Raw genomic sequence first — 15594 nt, forward strand, 5'->3', positions numbered from 1 at the left:
CAATGAAATACAGTATTAACACTATGAAGATTTTCACATTTGCCATCATCCTACTCTCGCTCAGCGCAACGCTGTATGCCGGAGGCGAACGATTTAATGTTGCAGGAGTGAGTCTCGGTCGCTCGTTTGTCTCCTCTGCGCGCGGATTGGAAGCAATCAGCACAAACCCGGCAAACCTCACGTTACCGCACCGCGGGAGATTGAAAGAAGTAATTACCCAAACAATCACGCACGATTCACTTGTCGTCACAAAAGATTCGAGTGGCACAGATACAACAATGACTGTTTCCGTTTCGCACGACACGACAATGTTGGTCGTTCACAGACCACCGGCAGTTTCATTTTCGATTCCTGCATTGTCTCTGGGATTCAGTTTCGGTTCGGATTTCATCAACTACGACATCTACAAGGAGTATTTTACCGGTGGTCCGGATTTAGATGGCGATGGCGAGAACGACCCGAAGTATCTCACCGAAACGGATAAGAACCGCATCCTCGAAATCTTCCCGGCTGGAATTGCCGAGACACATGTTGATTTTGAATTTCGGGCATTCGGACTGACAATTCATAACGATGTCGTCGGCGATATCGGATTGAGCATTACCGACAGAATGTCGTTTAATTTTGATTTGCCGAAAGATTATGTTCGATTCTTTTTCTTCGGATTGGATTCACTCGGTTCGAAATATAATTTCGCAGGAACGGACATTCGGAGTTGGTACTTGCGGGAATACTCTCTCAGTTATGCACGGAAGATTCCACAACTCAAATACAAATATTTTAATAATGTTTCTGCGGGAGTAGGATTGAAAGTTGTCCATGGCTTCGCGGCAGTCATCACAGAAAAATATGATGCAACATTTGAGAACCGTGCAAACCCGAACGGTGGTTGGGATTTAGTCGGCAATTTCAATTCTCGCGTTCTACGTTCTTCCGTTGTTGAATCCGATTCGGACGATGTGAATCCGTTTGGTAAGCCAGCGGGAAGCGGTTTGGGATTTGATTTCGGAATTGCGGCTGATGTCTATCCGGCAATTCGCGCAGGGTTTAGCATCACCGACATTGGTTCAATCACATGGACAAAAAATACAAAGGAAACAATCGGCGATGCATCATTCATCATGACTAACCCGACACAGCAGGAACAACTCGATAGTCTTGAAAAAGCATTCACTGGAAAAGATACAGTAACAGGAGAGTTCTCGACTTCGCTTCCAACAATTCTGAGAATCGGTGCGGCTATTCAGGTTGACCAACTTCCCTTTGTCCGTTCGTTCCCCGGACAATTGTTAATGACAGTCGAGTATCATCAGGGATTCAATATGTCCCCCGGAAATACAACCCGTGCGCGTTTCGCACTCGGTGCAGAGTATCGCCCGGCGATGTGGATTCCAATTCGAACCGGGTTATCGTTCGGCGGTGTTGACAGGTTTAACTGGTCAGCGGGATTCGGTTTTGACTTTGGCGGATTTAACTGGAACTTCGGAACGGAAAATTTTGGTCTTCTTTTCTCACCGAACAATTGGGACCAGGCTTCGTTCGGGATGAATATGATTGTGAGAATATAATTATTGTCATCGTAGGGGTTTGATAAATCAAACCCCTACAAATTTAATTTTCTTCTCCTGCCAACCACTACAACTATTACAAAATATACTTACTCAAGTCGCGGTCTTTCACAATCTCTGAAAGTTTTTCGCGCACAAGTCCATCCGTAACTTTGAGTGTCTCGTCCACATATTTATCAGGCGCCTCAAAGAGAAATTCCTCAAGCAACGTTGTGAGAATTGTGTGAAGCCGTCTCGCGCCGATATTTTCCACGCGTTCGTTCACTTCCGCCGCAGTTCTTGCAATTTCCCGAATTGATTCAGGTGAAAATTCCAACGCTACATTTTCCGTTTCAAGCAGAGCAATGTATTGCTTGATGAGCGCATTTTGCGGGATGGTTAGTATCTTCACAAAATCTTCTTCAGTCAGGCTGTTCAATTCGACTCGAATCGGGAACCGTCCCTGTAATTCCGGGATCAAATCGGACGGCTTGGAAACATGAAACGCTCCTGAAGCAATGAACAAAATATGGTCGGTCTTCACCATGCCATACTTCGTCATCACATTCGAGCCTTCGACAATCGGAAGCAAGTCGCGCTGAACCCCTTCTCTCGAAACATCGGGACCGCCTCCGCTTCCCTGCGAGCGTGCAATCTTATCAATCTCATCAATAAAAATAATTCCAGAATTCTGAACACGATGTAACGCTTCTTTCACTGCGGCATCCATGTCAATCAACTTATCCGCTTCTTCTAAGGTGAGAAGAGAACGCGCTTCGGCAATCGTCAGCCGTCGCTTCTTGTGTTTCTTCGGCATCATATTGCCGAACATTTCCTGGATGTTCAATCCCATTTCTTCAATGTTGATGGGACCGAAGACCTGCATCGAAGGAAGTTGACTCGCCGTCACTTCCATCTCAATCGTTCTGTCATCAAGTTGATTTGCCTGCAATTTTTCTTTGAATCGTTCCCGTGTAGAACTGTGCAAGTCATTTTCCGGTTGACCCTCAGCTGTCGCATCATTCTCATTCGGTGATTTCTTTTTCACCGGTCCGACAAGAATATCGAGAACACGTTCATCTGCGAGTGAACGTGCCTTGTCCTGAACTTCCGCCGTCTTTTCGGCTTTCACCATCGTCACGGAATATTCCGTCAGGTCGCGCACCATTGATTCAACATCTCGACCGACATACCCGACCTCGGTAAACTTCGATGCTTCCACTTTAATGAATGGCGCGTTGACTAACTTTGCCAACCGCCGGGCAATCTCCGTCTTTCCCACTCCTGTCGGTCCAATCATGATGATATTGTTCGGCATGATTTCTTCACGCAAACTTTCCGGCGTCTGCATTCGCCTCCACCGGTTACGAATGGCTATCGCAACTGCTTTCTTCGCCGCGTTCTGCCCGATGATGTAGCGGTCAAGTTCCGAAACAATTTGCTTCGGTGTAAATTCCTTTGACGCCTCTTTTTTATTTTTCTTGCTCATGTCGTTTACAATTCTTCGATTACAATATTTTCATTCGTGTAGATGCAGATTTCTCCTGCGGTTGTCAGTGAATCCTGTACAATTTCTCGCGGCGTCAGTTGCGTATGCTTCACCAACATGCGTGCCGCGGCAAGAGCGAAATTTCCGCCCGAACCGATCGCAACAATTCCATCATCCGGTTCTATCACGTCACCCGTTCCGGAAATAATAAGCGATTGTTCTTTGTTGAGTACCGCAAGCAACGCTTCAAGATGACGAAGATATTTATCCGTCCGCCAATTTTTTGCAAGTTCTACCGCCGCGCGCACCAAATTGCCATGATACTGTTGCAGTTTATCTTCAAACCGTTCGAAGAGCGTGAAGGCATCGGCAGCGGCGCCGGCAAACCCTGCAAGAACCGTATCGTTGTACAGTTTGCGGATTTTTTTTGCGTGATGTTTCATCACGGCATTGCCGACCGTTACTTGCCCATCACTGCCGATAACTGCCTGACCGTTGTGCCGCAGTCCAAGCACTGTAGTTGAATGTATTATTAAATTACTCATAGGAGATTAAATTGTTCTTCGAAGTCGTGCAACAGGAATCCTCATTGCTTCACGGTACTTTGCAACTGTTCGGCGCGCAATATTCACCCCTTCTGCCTTCAGCATCGCCGCAATGTTATCATCGCTTAACGGGTCCTGAGGATTCTCTGCCTCTATAATTTCTTTGATTTTTTTCTTCACTTCCTTGTTGGAGATATCTTCGCCGGATGTCGTGGAGAGTTTATCACTGAAAAAGTATCGTAATTCAAACACACCGAACTCACACTGTACATATTTCCCGTTCACCACACGGCTGATAGTAGAAATGTCCATCCCGATTACTTCCGCGATGTCCTTGTAAATCATCGGTCGAAGCCCCTCACCTGTCTCAAAAAACTCGCGCTGTCGGTCAACAATCGTGTGCATGACCTTCAACATTGTTTCCCGTCGTTGATAGATACAATTGATAAACCACTTCGCCCGCTCAAACTGGTCCCGGATAAACGTCTTCACTTCGGTCGGTGTTACGGTGTTCTTCTTCTGCGTCATCAACTCTTTATATCGCTTATTCAACCGGAGCGGAGGAACGCTCCGGTCATTTAAGTTGATGACAAATTCCCCCTCCTCGTTTTCTACAATAAAATCCGGGATAATATAATTGTGTTGTGCAGTAAGAGTTCCTTCCCCCGGTTTCGGATTCAACTTGGAAATCAACTCAATAACCTGCTTCAATTCATCAATGGTAATAGTTAAGTATTTTGCCAACTCAGCATAGTGCTTAAGCGTAAACTCGTACCATTGCTCACGCAACATCTTCAACGCAAGTTCTTTGGTTCGCTCCGGGAATTCTCCTATCTCTAACTGGGCTATCAAACATTCCTGGAGACTCCGTGCAGCAATCCCCGGCGGGTCAAGTCGTTGGATTTGAAACAAAACCCGCTCCGCCCGTTCAATCGTAAGCGTTGTACCTTGTGCAAGATTCAAATCCTGGACGATGAGATTCAGTTCGCGCCTCAGGTAACCATCCTCATCAATATTCCCGATAATTTCCTCTCCAAGCAATTCTTCTTCCTGGGTAATATCGAGATACTGCAACTGGTCTTTCAGTTTTTCAGTAAGCGCAACTTCCGCGGGCATCGGGAATTCATCTTTATCGTCATCCTCATCACTCGATTGAACATTCGTTTTATATCCCGACAAATCATCGTTCATGAAATCTTCAAACGAGTATCCGTCTTCCGGAGATTCTTTTTTCTCGGTGATTGTTTCCGATTTCCCCTCTAATTCCGGGAGCGGCTCTACAGGCTCTTCCGGCTGTTCGGTTGTCGTCTCAACTTCATCCCCCTCCTCCAAAAGCGGATTCGCCTCAAGTTCCTCCTTGATGCGTTGCTCCAAAGAAAGAACGGGAAGTTGCAACAATTTCAAATAAAGAACTTGTTGCGGAGTAAGACGTAATTCCTGTCGTAAATGTTGTGTTAAATGTTGTTGCATACGTTTCGCACTGAATGCGATTACAAACTTTCTTTTAGTTAATTCTAAATCTTTCTGAACTGTCATTCTGAATCCCGCTTTAGCGGGTGAAGAATCTCCGCATTATACGGTTGAGATTCTTCGCTTCGCAACCAATGACAATAAGTAGATTTATCATTACCCTTGATTCAATTCTTTACATGTCTTATGAAATTCCTGATACCACGCTTCACCGAAACTTCGCACGAGCGGTTCCTTCAAAAACTCGAACAACGGAATTTCTTCTTTCTTTCCCCGTTCGAGCGCCGGTTTACATGATTCAATTTCTTCATATCGGATTGTCGTTCTTGGAGTGACAGAGACACGAACCGGAAACAGGTGACAGGAAATCGGTTTCTTCCACACTGTTTCGCCATTCAAAAATGCGCGCTCCAACGAACAACGGGCGATGTCATCATCATAATACACAAACACACAAGCCCCTTCATCAACACACATTGTCGCACGGTACCCGGGAAATCCCTCATACATTCCTTGTTCTTGAATTACTTGAAGATGAGATACAGGCAGATACTTTCTGACAACCGGAAACGCCCGCTCGATTTCAGGAATTTCGCTTTCCAAAAGCGGAGCGCCGCGTCCCCCCGGCATCGTGCAACATGCTCCTTTACATCGCTTCAAATCGCACGCAAATTCAACTTTTCCAACTTGCGTTTCCACGCGAACTTCACCGATGATGAACATTGCCGCATCAAAATACAAAACTTTTCGGTAAGAGAAAACTTGATTTTTTAGAGAAAAGTAATTAAAAAAGCCGACCAAATTTTCCATTTGCTCGGCTTCATCATTCTATATGATTTGATTACATCATTTTGCAATCAGCATTTTCTTTGTTGCAGTATAAATTTCTCTACTACCCGTAAGAGGTACTGCAATAATTCTGTAAAAATACACACTACTCTGAAGCAATGTGGCATCGAAAGTTACAGACCTATTCCCCGCATCTTGCACCATTTCAACAAGTGTTGAAACTTCCTTTCCAAGTGTATTGTAAACTTTGAGCGTTACATAGCAGTCGCTTGGTAATTCATAATTGATAATTGTTACAGGGTTGAAAGGATTAGGAATATTTTGTTTGAGGATGAATCCACTTGTGATATTTTTTCCCTCATTATTTTTTACTCCTATTTTAGTCGCCCCATTACTAAAAATCGGAGACCAAGCAGAATAACCGCCATCATTTACCGCGCGAATTTTGTAATAATATACGGTCAGCCCAACGAAGCAAACATTATCTGTGTAGCAAGTTGACGAATAGCTAACAGAAGCATAGTACCGCAAATCATTCGACGAGGTTCCACGTGCTATTTCAATACTGTTGCCAGTACCAGGACAGAGATCCCAAGTTAATTTTGTCAAATCGCAACCTCCTCCGCCTCCATCCAAACTACTTTGCTCACCCCCAATGAAACTTTCTTCCCCTCCGAAAAATTCAGGACCTTCAGGCGGATCTATACTACAACCATTACTTGTGGGAGTAACGTCAAAGTTTTGTGGTGTTGCCGGTGGAGGAATAGATGTCGTAAATGACCTGACCGATGACCATGGACCGTCACCGAATGCATTTTTCGCTTTCACCTGCCAATAATATGGTGTACTATATCCCAATCCGTTCGTCTGGACAGAAATAGCAGTAACATTCGAGTTCTCGAAAATGAAAGGTGCTTGCGGAGGATTTTGATTGTCAACCTGAACATGATACGATTGAGCGCCTGGCGTGAGGTACCAGGTTAATGTTGGTTGAAGATGTACATTGGTTGCACCATTCACTGGCAAATTCTGGCTTACTGCAACTAACGTTGGTATTGTAATAGTTGAAGTATTCGAATAAGAAGAAACAAATTCTTGAGCAGAACCGCGTACACGATAATAATACGTCACATCTTGCAATATATTCGGGTCATCGAATGTCCTTGTGCCTGAACCGTTTCCATTAGTTGTTACTTCACCGATAACAGAGTAATTTGTACCATCGGTACTTCTTTCCACTTGAAACGAAACCTCGTTATTAGATTGGTCTTGCCATGAAAGTCGAATTTGCTGAGTTGTTGTAAAAACACTTGTCAGAGATGTAGGACTAGTAATTATTCGGCGGCCGACAACAGTATACGCCACCCATGACTGAGGATCATCTGTATCCCCAGGCCACCATTTTTGAACTGAACCACCAAGTCCGCCACCGATAAAATAAATATAAGTTTCAACATCAAATCCATTAGCATTCAAGTTATAAATCCTGGCGTAAGGTATTCCAAAATTAGGATTACTTGGTTCCCACCCTCGCGTTTCACGTTCTCTCACCCAAACTAATGGGGTTTCAGCATAAGGAGCTGCAAAAGTGACATGCCAAGAGACTTTGTGGCGGCTTGATTCACCGTAGTAATCTTGATTCAGTTGTGGTGGATAGTATTGAGGTAATATTGCCAGCGTTAAATCATCCTGTTGCAACTGTCTATTCCCATTGGTTAACACTGCATGCTGAACTTCATAAGGCGGACTCAATTTCTTGATTGCGTTGCCAACATTTATCCTACCGTATCCGTATTCTGTATCCCATCCAGTAGAACCTTGATCATCTGCAGTTCGTTCAAGTAGGTGTTTAACATCATCGTTAGTCAAATTCAGGCCACGGTCAAGACTCTGGCTCAGAATTAAGCCGGCAGAACCTGAAACCAAAGGAGTAGCCAGAGATGTTCCACCGAAAAGATGTTGATCGTCCGTGTATTGTCCTCCTATTGTTGTTGTTCGATATTTTTCTGCCGGTGCTGAAACAGAAATGTGATTCCCTGCACTCGATCCGCTCCCAGTAACAGGATCGAACCATCGATTATCAAGTTTGTCGGTCCCTCCTACTGCAATTACACCGAAATATGCTGCCGGAAATGTTGTATAAGTATTGTACACATTTCCCATCGCTGCACAAACAATTCTACCTTGTAAGTATGCATTACCTATAGCTTCTTTTATTATCATTTCATCTTCCCCTCCAGTTTCAAAACTTAGGTTAAAAATATGAGCTCCACTTTGTCTTGCCCAATCAATACCTTTAGCAATACCATCAGGAATTCCTGTAGGAAGTACTCTAATTGGCATGATTTTACAATTCCACATGACCCCCGCTATGCTGTTCGGAGTATTGTCAGTAATAGCACCTATAACTCCTGCTATTTTTGTGCCATGGTCATTGGTGCCTGTAGGATCTGAATTATCATCTTCCTCGGTACATTTGAATGGCCATGGGCAATAATATACGCGAAAATATCTCCCTGCGATGACGCGACTTCTAATTCCAGAAATATCCAAATCAGGGTGGTCATGTTGTACACCATCATCTACTACCGCTACGACAACATCATCCCTACCTTTTTGGAAATCCCACGCAACTGTAGCATTAATGTCATGTCCACTTCCATCTGGATTACGATTATCTGGATTAAACAGCGCCCACTGTTTACGCTGCTTATCTTGTGTGCTGATCTCAGATGAAAAACCATCATTAATAACATTAATCAATTTTATTTTTTCAACTCTTAATATTCCAGGGATGCTACGTAATGAATCAATAATTCTATCGTCTGCTATACTGGTATCAAATTGCAGATCTATCCAACCCGATAGATCGTTTAGTATCACAGGGTTACCATACATATCGTGCGCTAAAGTATCAGCAAGCCGAGAGCCAATGAAAATTTTAGAAATGGACCGGCAGCCGAAATTCATCAAGCAGTATCTCAAACGGTCTGAAGCTATGTTAGAGACGGACATTACATCGGTTTCGTTTACATACATGCCGGGTTTCACTTTAATCCTTACGGCACCCGGAACAAAATTATTTCGTGTTTGTGCATCGACTAAAGCTATAAAACACATTTGCATAATTATAAAGATTTTCAATATTTGTGACATGATATTTCTCCTTATTTGTTAGTGAATTAATTTGTGAGTTGATGTGGATTTGTTCCATTAGTTTGTATAATCCATAAATTCAGTTTTGATCGGCTTTCGTTTCTCTTACTAAGCACAATAGAGCGACTATCGGGTGACCAAGAACACGAATATCCATCTATGAGTTTATGTTGATTTTTTCCATTTGAATCCATAAGCCATATCTCGGAATTGGAACCACTTATTACAGTCCACGCTATCCATTCTCCATTTTTTGACCACCTTGGATAGCGATCATTGATATTATTACTTGTCAGTCGTTTTGGATTGTTGCCTGAGGTGTCCATAATAAAAATTTCTTCGCCGAGAATACCAGTTAGGTATCGTGTATGTAAAATCATTCCACCCCCTGGCGACCATGCTGGCATCCGCCACTCGCCTACACCATGATCGCTAATATCTCGAAGACTTGAACCATCCGTATTCATAGTCCAAATTACGTTTGCTCCTTTTGGATCTTGGTAGGGAGTATCGAAGACAATTTTTTTTCCGTCAGGAGACCAACTTGGGAAATAAGCTGTGAATGGTGTAATTCTTCGTAAACTATCATTTTGAATATTGACTGCATATATTGCACCGCTGTAAAATACAATCCATTTTCCATCTGGCGACCAATCGGGTGTCGTAGCAAACCCGAGTACAAGAAGTTTTCTGTCATATCCACCCGTGTCTATCGCGTACAATCCAGTTGGATATGTTGTGTCCTCTTCATACTGTTCGTGGTAATATGCAATCCATTTCCCATCTGGTGACCATGCAGGGAATTCGTCTTTTGAAATTAGTTCTACTTCAGGTGGTCTACTTATGAAATCATCATCTTCACAACCTGCAAGTAATATTAAGGCTATTAGTACACTCAATATTATTAGCACATAGTAGCAGTGCCATTTCCGTTGGCGTTGTCTAATTATTATCTTCATAATTTCGTAACACAAATGTTATTTTTATTCATAATCAAAGTATAAATGTTCCTATAAACAATTCGCTATTCACCGTTTTAAATTCATTTTTTATTTTCGGGCGTCATGAACCCTTCCACAACGCCCATTAATTTTTCACTCTTCATAATCAAACTACACTCACCACTCACCAATTAACCAATCACCAATCCGCAATTCACAATTTCGGAACGAAGTGGAGATCCGCCGTGGCAGACGCAATCTGAAATCAAAAATCAATCCGCAATCCAAAATCCGAAATCCGAAATTCGTTCACGGCACCGGCGGTGTCACCGGCGTCTCCTCCTTCTCCTCCTCCCCATCTGCCCCATAAATCACATACTTCTCATACTTCGCCGGACTACTCTTAAACAACAACTTCCCGATTCTCGCAACCTCCCTTGTCTTTCTCCAAGCCGCATTCATTTTATTCACCCGCTCCTCCGTCCCCTCCTCCGACGAATCCTTAAAACTCTCCTGCGTCGAGTCTGCCGTCAACAACGACTGATGCAACTCCCCAATCCTGTCAATCTTCTGTTGAGTAAAATTACTCTCAATCAACTTCGTACTATGCTCCACCGCCTTCGCATGCAAATTCCCCATAAACGTAATCATCTCCGGCTGCGAATACCTCACCCGCATATAATCATCAAACCCGAACTCATCCCACACCGCCGGCTGATTCGGAAACGCATCCTCGATAAACGGCTTCATCAACTGGAAAAAATTCCGGCACTCCTCCATCCAATCAACAACAACAACGGTCTTCCCCTTCAACTCCCCCTTCACCGCCGTATGCGGCGCCGCAACCGTAGCCGTATCCAACGCCGTCAACCACTCTGCGCCATACGGCTCCTTAAACTTAATATTATAATCCTCGAACGCAACCCTGTCCGTAACAAACGCGTCGTACACCCGCCGCGATTGCTGAAACATCACCGCATCCGACATCCTGAATTCTCGAATAACTTCATTAATAGTACTCATAACTGTATCCTTAATTATTGAATGAATAAAAATGATTTAGTGAAAAACTCATATTGGTAGGGCAGGCATTTGCCAAAGGCATCACCTTGTGACCTGCCTGCCATGAATGATATTGAAAAAATAAACCCGTTCCCCTCTGAAAGAAAACACTCACTTATTGGAAACACAATCCCGCACGTAGGAAAAACACAAAAAGAAAGAAAAAATACCTCATCACCCTTGGAAAACAATCCCGCGCCATTGGAAAACCTCTTATCACCATCGGGAAACAATTCCGCGCCATTGGAAAACCTCCCCTCACCATCGGAAAACAATCCCGCGCCATTGGAAAACCTCCCCTCAACATCAGAAAACCGTCCCGCGCCATTGGAAAACCTCTTATCACCATCGGAAAACAATCCCGCGCCATTGGAAAACCTCCCCTCACCATCGGAAAACAATTCCGCGCCATTGGAACCCCCACCACCACCATCGGGAAGCCGTTCCGCGCCGTTGGAAAACGTCCGAAAACTTTTGGGAAACAGTTCCGCGCCGTCGGGAAGCCCGTTTTTACCCCCTGAGTGGGGAAACAAGAAGAGTAAATAGCCTATTTTGCTATTAAAGTGGGAAAAGCGCGATTTCATGTAAAAACACCAACAACTCCAAAAACTTAAAAAATTGTAAATAACAGTTCCAACTACTCCGGCAACCGTTATTCACCGTCCACAAAAAAATAAATTCTACCTCTTTGATACGTCTGAAAAAAATGACAGCGGATAGTACCAAAGTTGCCCTCAAAAACCACAGGCAATATTCGCATGCAACAAGATATGCGAGACGCTTCCGATGCTGGTGTAGTTACGTTTATAATCGAAGCGTCTCAAACGCAACCAAAACTGCGATAAAGATAATTTTTTTTCTAAAGAAAGTCAAGTCTTTTTTCAAAAATATTTCCATTATTTTTATCACCACCGAATTAAAGAAAACCAAATAATTCAACCCCCATCATATCTCAAATCCCATATCTCAAATCTTAACTACTCCATTACTCCATTACTCCATTACTCCATTACTCCACATCTCCACAGTGTACCACTCACGAACTACATATCGAAACTAAATAATCCACCCCCATCATATCTCACATCCCATATCTCAAATCTCAACTACTCCATCACTCCATCACTCCATTTCTCGTATCTCAACTACTCATATCTTCACAAACATTTTCCCCGGCAACTGCCGAACCAATCCCTTAAATTCAAGACTAAGCAACTGCACCAACGCATCCGATGTTGACACTCCTGCATGTTGTGTGATGACATCAATATGCAACGGCTTTTCATCCATAACATTGAAAATTGTCTGCTCGAATAATGTCAACTCAATATGTGGTTTTATCGGAACTTTATCACTCTTTTTCAAAATCGGTTTCAACTTTGAAGCAAGTTCAGTCAGAATATCATCCACCGACTCCACCAACTTCGCCTGCCCGTTTTTAATAAGCGTGTTCGCCCCCTTACTCCGTTTCGAATCAAGATTTCCCGGTAGTGCAAATACTTCCCTGTTTTGATTCAAAGCCATTGCCGCGGTAATCATCGCGCCTCCGTTAATGTCCGTTTCAATCACAAGCGTTCCGAGCGATAGCCCGCTGATGATGCGGTTGCGTCGCGGAAAATTCCCCGCATCAGGTTTCGTCCCCATCGGAAACTCCGAAACAACCGCCCCCTGCTCAGGAATTCGTTCATACAATTTCTTATTCTCCGGCGGATAAATTACATCCAATCCCGAACCAATAACCGCCAACGTTCTCCCTCCTGTTTTTAACGTTGAGGAGTGAACAATCGTATCAATTCCACGCGCAAGTCCGCTGACAATCGTAATTCCAATCTTCGTCAACTCCTCACTAAATTTCTCCGCCATCATCGTCCCATACGTCGAAGGAACCCGTGTCCCCACAATTGCAATCGAGTAGCAATCCAATTCATCGAACGTTCCTTTCATAAAAAGCATAACAGGCGGGTCATCTATTCGCTTCAGCGCGTCGGGAAATTGCTTATCCCAGAAAGAAATAATATTCCCCTCGTACTTATTCAGTTTCGATAATTGTTGCTCAGCATACTTCCTTGCTTCAGGAAGTTTCTCTCCCTTAAAAAAGGCAAGTATTTCAGAAGCAAGTTTCTTACTGAATCCATCAATGTGAGCAATCTCTTTCGCCGATGCGGCAACAATGTTGGATGCATCATCAAAATGCGAAACAAGCGCCCGCAACCGGTTCGGTCCGATGTTGGGAATTCGGGAAAGAACGAGTAAATCAAAAACGGAAATCATGCCTCAATCCTCCACAAAACTATTCCACAACATCCAATCCATCAACCACCGCAACGATGACCGTATGAACAGGAATCTTCTTGTCCCCAAGAATTTGTACGGCTCCTTGTCCTTCCTGCATACACAGCACCGTATCTCCGACTCCGGCATCAACCGAATCAATAGCAATCACGTCACGTCCGATGTGCTTGCCGTCCAAATCAATCGGTTGAACGATAAGTAACTTCTGTGATTTGAGATGTTCGTTCTTCTGAGTCGCAACGAGCGTACCGATAACTTTTCCTAACGTCATAATTCTCTCTGAATTTCTTGTTTGAATTGTTGAACTAACTGCTCTGCCTGCCGAATCGTTGGCGCTTCTGCAATAATACGAATAATTGGCTCCGTATTCGATGTGCGAAGATGAACCCACGAATCAGCAAAATCTATTTTCAGCCCATCGTCAGTATTGATTTTTCCATCCTTTGCGAATCGTTCCTGAAGCCTTGGGAAAATTTTACTTACGCCCGTTCCACCCAGTTGTATTTTATCTTTTGATATGAAATATTGAGGCATCGTTGCCTTCAATTCCGAAAGTGTTCCCCCGAAGTTAACCAAATGTTGAAGAATCAAACCAATGCCAACTATTGCATCACGACCGAGATGCGCTTGCGGAAGAATTACACCGCCGCTTCCCTCGCCACCAACGATAGCGCCAAGTTGCTTCATTCTTTTCGCTACATTGATTTCACCAACAGGCGAACGAAAAACTTCAGCAGAATATTTTCGGGCAACATCATCAACTGCGCGCGTCGTGGATAAATTCACAACAACTTTCTGTCGCTCTTTTGGTTTACTTTTCATTTCTTCATTCAAAACAAAATCAACAACCGATGCAATCGTATATTCTTCATTGAATGGCTCCCCTTTCTCGTTCACAAGAACCAGCCGGTCAACATCCGGGTCAACGGCAATTCCCAAATCTGCCTTTTCATGCCGAACCTGTTCACACAGCATAGAAAGATTTTCCGGAATTGGTTCCGGAGTGTGACTGAAAACTCCGCTCACATCGCAATTCAATTCCACAACATCGCAACCAAGTTGCCGAAGCAGTTTCGGAACAATCATTCCTCCCGCCGCGTTGATGCAATCAACGACGATTTTGAATTTGCGCTGTTGAATCTTTTCGAGGGACATATAAGGCAAGCCAAGCACAAGTTCAATATGTTTGTCAATGAATGATTCATCTGCATGGTGCATTCCGAACGCATCCCAACGCTGATACTTGAATCCACCCTGTTCAGCCATTGATAAAAACCGCTTGTTCTCATCTTCATCGAGAAACATTCCGCTACCGTTCATGAACTTCATGCCGTTCCATTCAATCGGGTTATGACTTGCAGTGATGGAAATTCCGCCAGCCGCTCCCAACTTTTCAACCGCAAGTTGAACAGTCGGAGTCGGCACAACGCCAAGCGCAAGTACATCGCAACCCATTGAGAGCAACGTTGAGGAGACGAGATTCCCAATCACTTTTCCGGTGATTCTTCCGTCTCTACCAATCACAATTGGTTTTCTGTTACTATACTCCGCAAATGCAGAGACATACTTCACAACTGATTCCGGCGTAAGTGTTTCTCCCACAATGCCGCGTATTCCTGAAATGCTTGTAATCAACTTCATATTTTTGCGTGAAAATGTACCAAAGACTCAGTTCATAACCAAAGAACGAAATTGAATCTCATCAAGAATTTCAGTAAGTTTAGGCGGAAATTTTCTCATGCTTTCTGACTCAGACAAAAAACTGCTTCTCTCAACTGCCCGCAAAGCCATCGAAGCCGCAGTCAATAATAAACCGCTCCCGCCGTTGAAAAATATTCCTGAGCATTTGAAATCTCCTCAGGGAGCGTTTGTTACGTTGAAAAAGAATCATGAACTGCGCGGCTGTATCGGCTACATCGAATCGGAAGAACCGCTTATCAACACCGTTCAGGAAGTTGCGATGAAATCTGCCTTGAATGACCCGCGATTCAATCCGGTAGAACCTGAAGAAGTTCGTTCGCTTGAACTTGAAATTTCTGTTCTCTCTCCCGTTCGACAAATACACAACATCAATGAAATAGAAGTTGGAAAACATGGATTGATTATCGAATCGGGAAGAGCAAGAGGATTGCTTTTGCCGCAAGTTCCTATTGAATACGGTTGGGACAGAGAAATATTTTTGAATCAAACAGCGCGCAAAGCCGGATTACCGATGAACGCATGGAAACAACCCGGCACAAAAATTTCTATTTTCTCTGCTGAAGTTTTTAGTGAAAATGATTTTAGGAAGCGTGAGGTTTGAA

13 protein-coding genes are annotated in these 15594 nt (G+C 43.7%); 2 read left to right on the forward strand and 11 right to left on the reverse strand.

Annotated features, from left to right (window positions below; translation table 11 throughout):
• Positions 1–2 precede the first annotated feature (2 nt).
• The gene (locus tag HY960_08730; protein ID MBI5215824.1) at positions 3–1568 is read left to right on the forward strand and encodes a hypothetical protein; all 1566 of its coding nucleotides are present in this window, start codon (positions 3–5) and stop codon (positions 1566–1568) included.
• A 76-nt stretch (positions 1569–1644) separates the two neighbouring features.
• Here HY960_08730 and hslU read toward each other — a convergent pair whose 3' ends face one another.
• The 11 genes from hslU to glmM all read right to left on the reverse strand — a co-directional run bounded on the left by hslU (position 1645) and on the right by glmM (position 14932).
• Positions 1645–3036, reverse strand: a complete 1392-nt coding sequence (gene hslU / locus HY960_08735) for an ATP-dependent protease ATPase subunit HslU (protein MBI5215825.1) — start codon at positions 3034–3036, stop codon at positions 1645–1647.
• A gap of 5 nt (positions 3037–3041) precedes the next feature.
• On the reverse strand, positions 3042–3581 hold the full coding sequence (hslV, locus tag HY960_08740; protein MBI5215826.1) for an ATP-dependent protease subunit HslV: 540 nt from the start codon (positions 3579–3581) through the stop codon (positions 3042–3044).
• 6 nt (positions 3582–3587) lie between these two features.
• Positions 3588–5051, reverse strand: coding sequence for an RNA polymerase factor sigma-54 (gene rpoN, locus HY960_08745; protein ID MBI5215827.1), 1464 nt, complete (start codon positions 5049–5051; stop codon positions 3588–3590).
• Positions 5052–5207: 156 nt separating this feature from the next.
• Positions 5208–5861: a DUF3109 family protein gene (locus HY960_08750; GenBank protein MBI5215828.1), complete on the reverse strand. Its 654-nt coding sequence runs from the start codon at positions 5859–5861 to the stop codon at positions 5208–5210.
• Between the two features lie 36 nt (positions 5862–5897).
• Positions 5898–8996, reverse strand: a complete 3099-nt coding sequence (locus tag HY960_08755) for a S8 family serine peptidase (GenBank protein MBI5215829.1) — start codon at positions 8994–8996, stop codon at positions 5898–5900.
• Positions 8997–9022: 26 nt separating this feature from the next.
• Positions 9023–9955, reverse strand: a complete 933-nt coding sequence (locus tag HY960_08760; protein MBI5215830.1) for a TolB family protein — start codon at positions 9953–9955, stop codon at positions 9023–9025.
• A gap of 291 nt (positions 9956–10246) precedes the next feature.
• Entirely contained in the window at positions 10247–10960 is a 714-nt protein-coding gene (locus HY960_08765; protein MBI5215831.1) for a hypothetical protein, read from the reverse strand.
• 14 nt (positions 10961–10974) lie between these two features.
• The gene (locus HY960_08770; GenBank protein MBI5215832.1) at positions 10975–11583 is read right to left on the reverse strand and encodes a hypothetical protein; all 609 of its coding nucleotides are present in this window, start codon (positions 11581–11583) and stop codon (positions 10975–10977) included.
• A 565-nt stretch (positions 11584–12148) separates the two neighbouring features.
• Positions 12149–13270, reverse strand: coding sequence for a DNA-protecting protein DprA (gene dprA / locus HY960_08775; protein ID MBI5215833.1), 1122 nt, complete (start codon positions 13268–13270; stop codon positions 12149–12151).
• A gap of 19 nt (positions 13271–13289) precedes the next feature.
• Positions 13290–13562, reverse strand: a complete 273-nt coding sequence (locus HY960_08780) for a EutN/CcmL family microcompartment protein (GenBank protein MBI5215834.1) — start codon at positions 13560–13562, stop codon at positions 13290–13292.
• Positions 13559–14932: a phosphoglucosamine mutase gene (glmM, locus tag HY960_08785; protein ID MBI5215835.1), complete on the reverse strand. Its 1374-nt coding sequence runs from the start codon at positions 14930–14932 to the stop codon at positions 13559–13561. The genes HY960_08780 and glmM overlap by 4 nt, the downstream gene beginning before the upstream one ends.
• A 97-nt stretch (positions 14933–15029) precedes the next feature.
• Between glmM and amrA the strand changes: the two genes are divergently transcribed.
• Positions 15030–15593, forward strand: a complete 564-nt coding sequence (amrA, locus tag HY960_08790) for an AmmeMemoRadiSam system protein A (protein MBI5215836.1) — start codon at positions 15030–15032, stop codon at positions 15591–15593.
• Position 15594 lies beyond the last annotated feature (1 nt).

This window comes from Ignavibacteriota bacterium, from assembly GCA_016212665.1.
Classification (GTDB): Bacteria; Bacteroidota; Ignavibacteria; order UBA10030; family SZUA-254; genus FW602-bin19.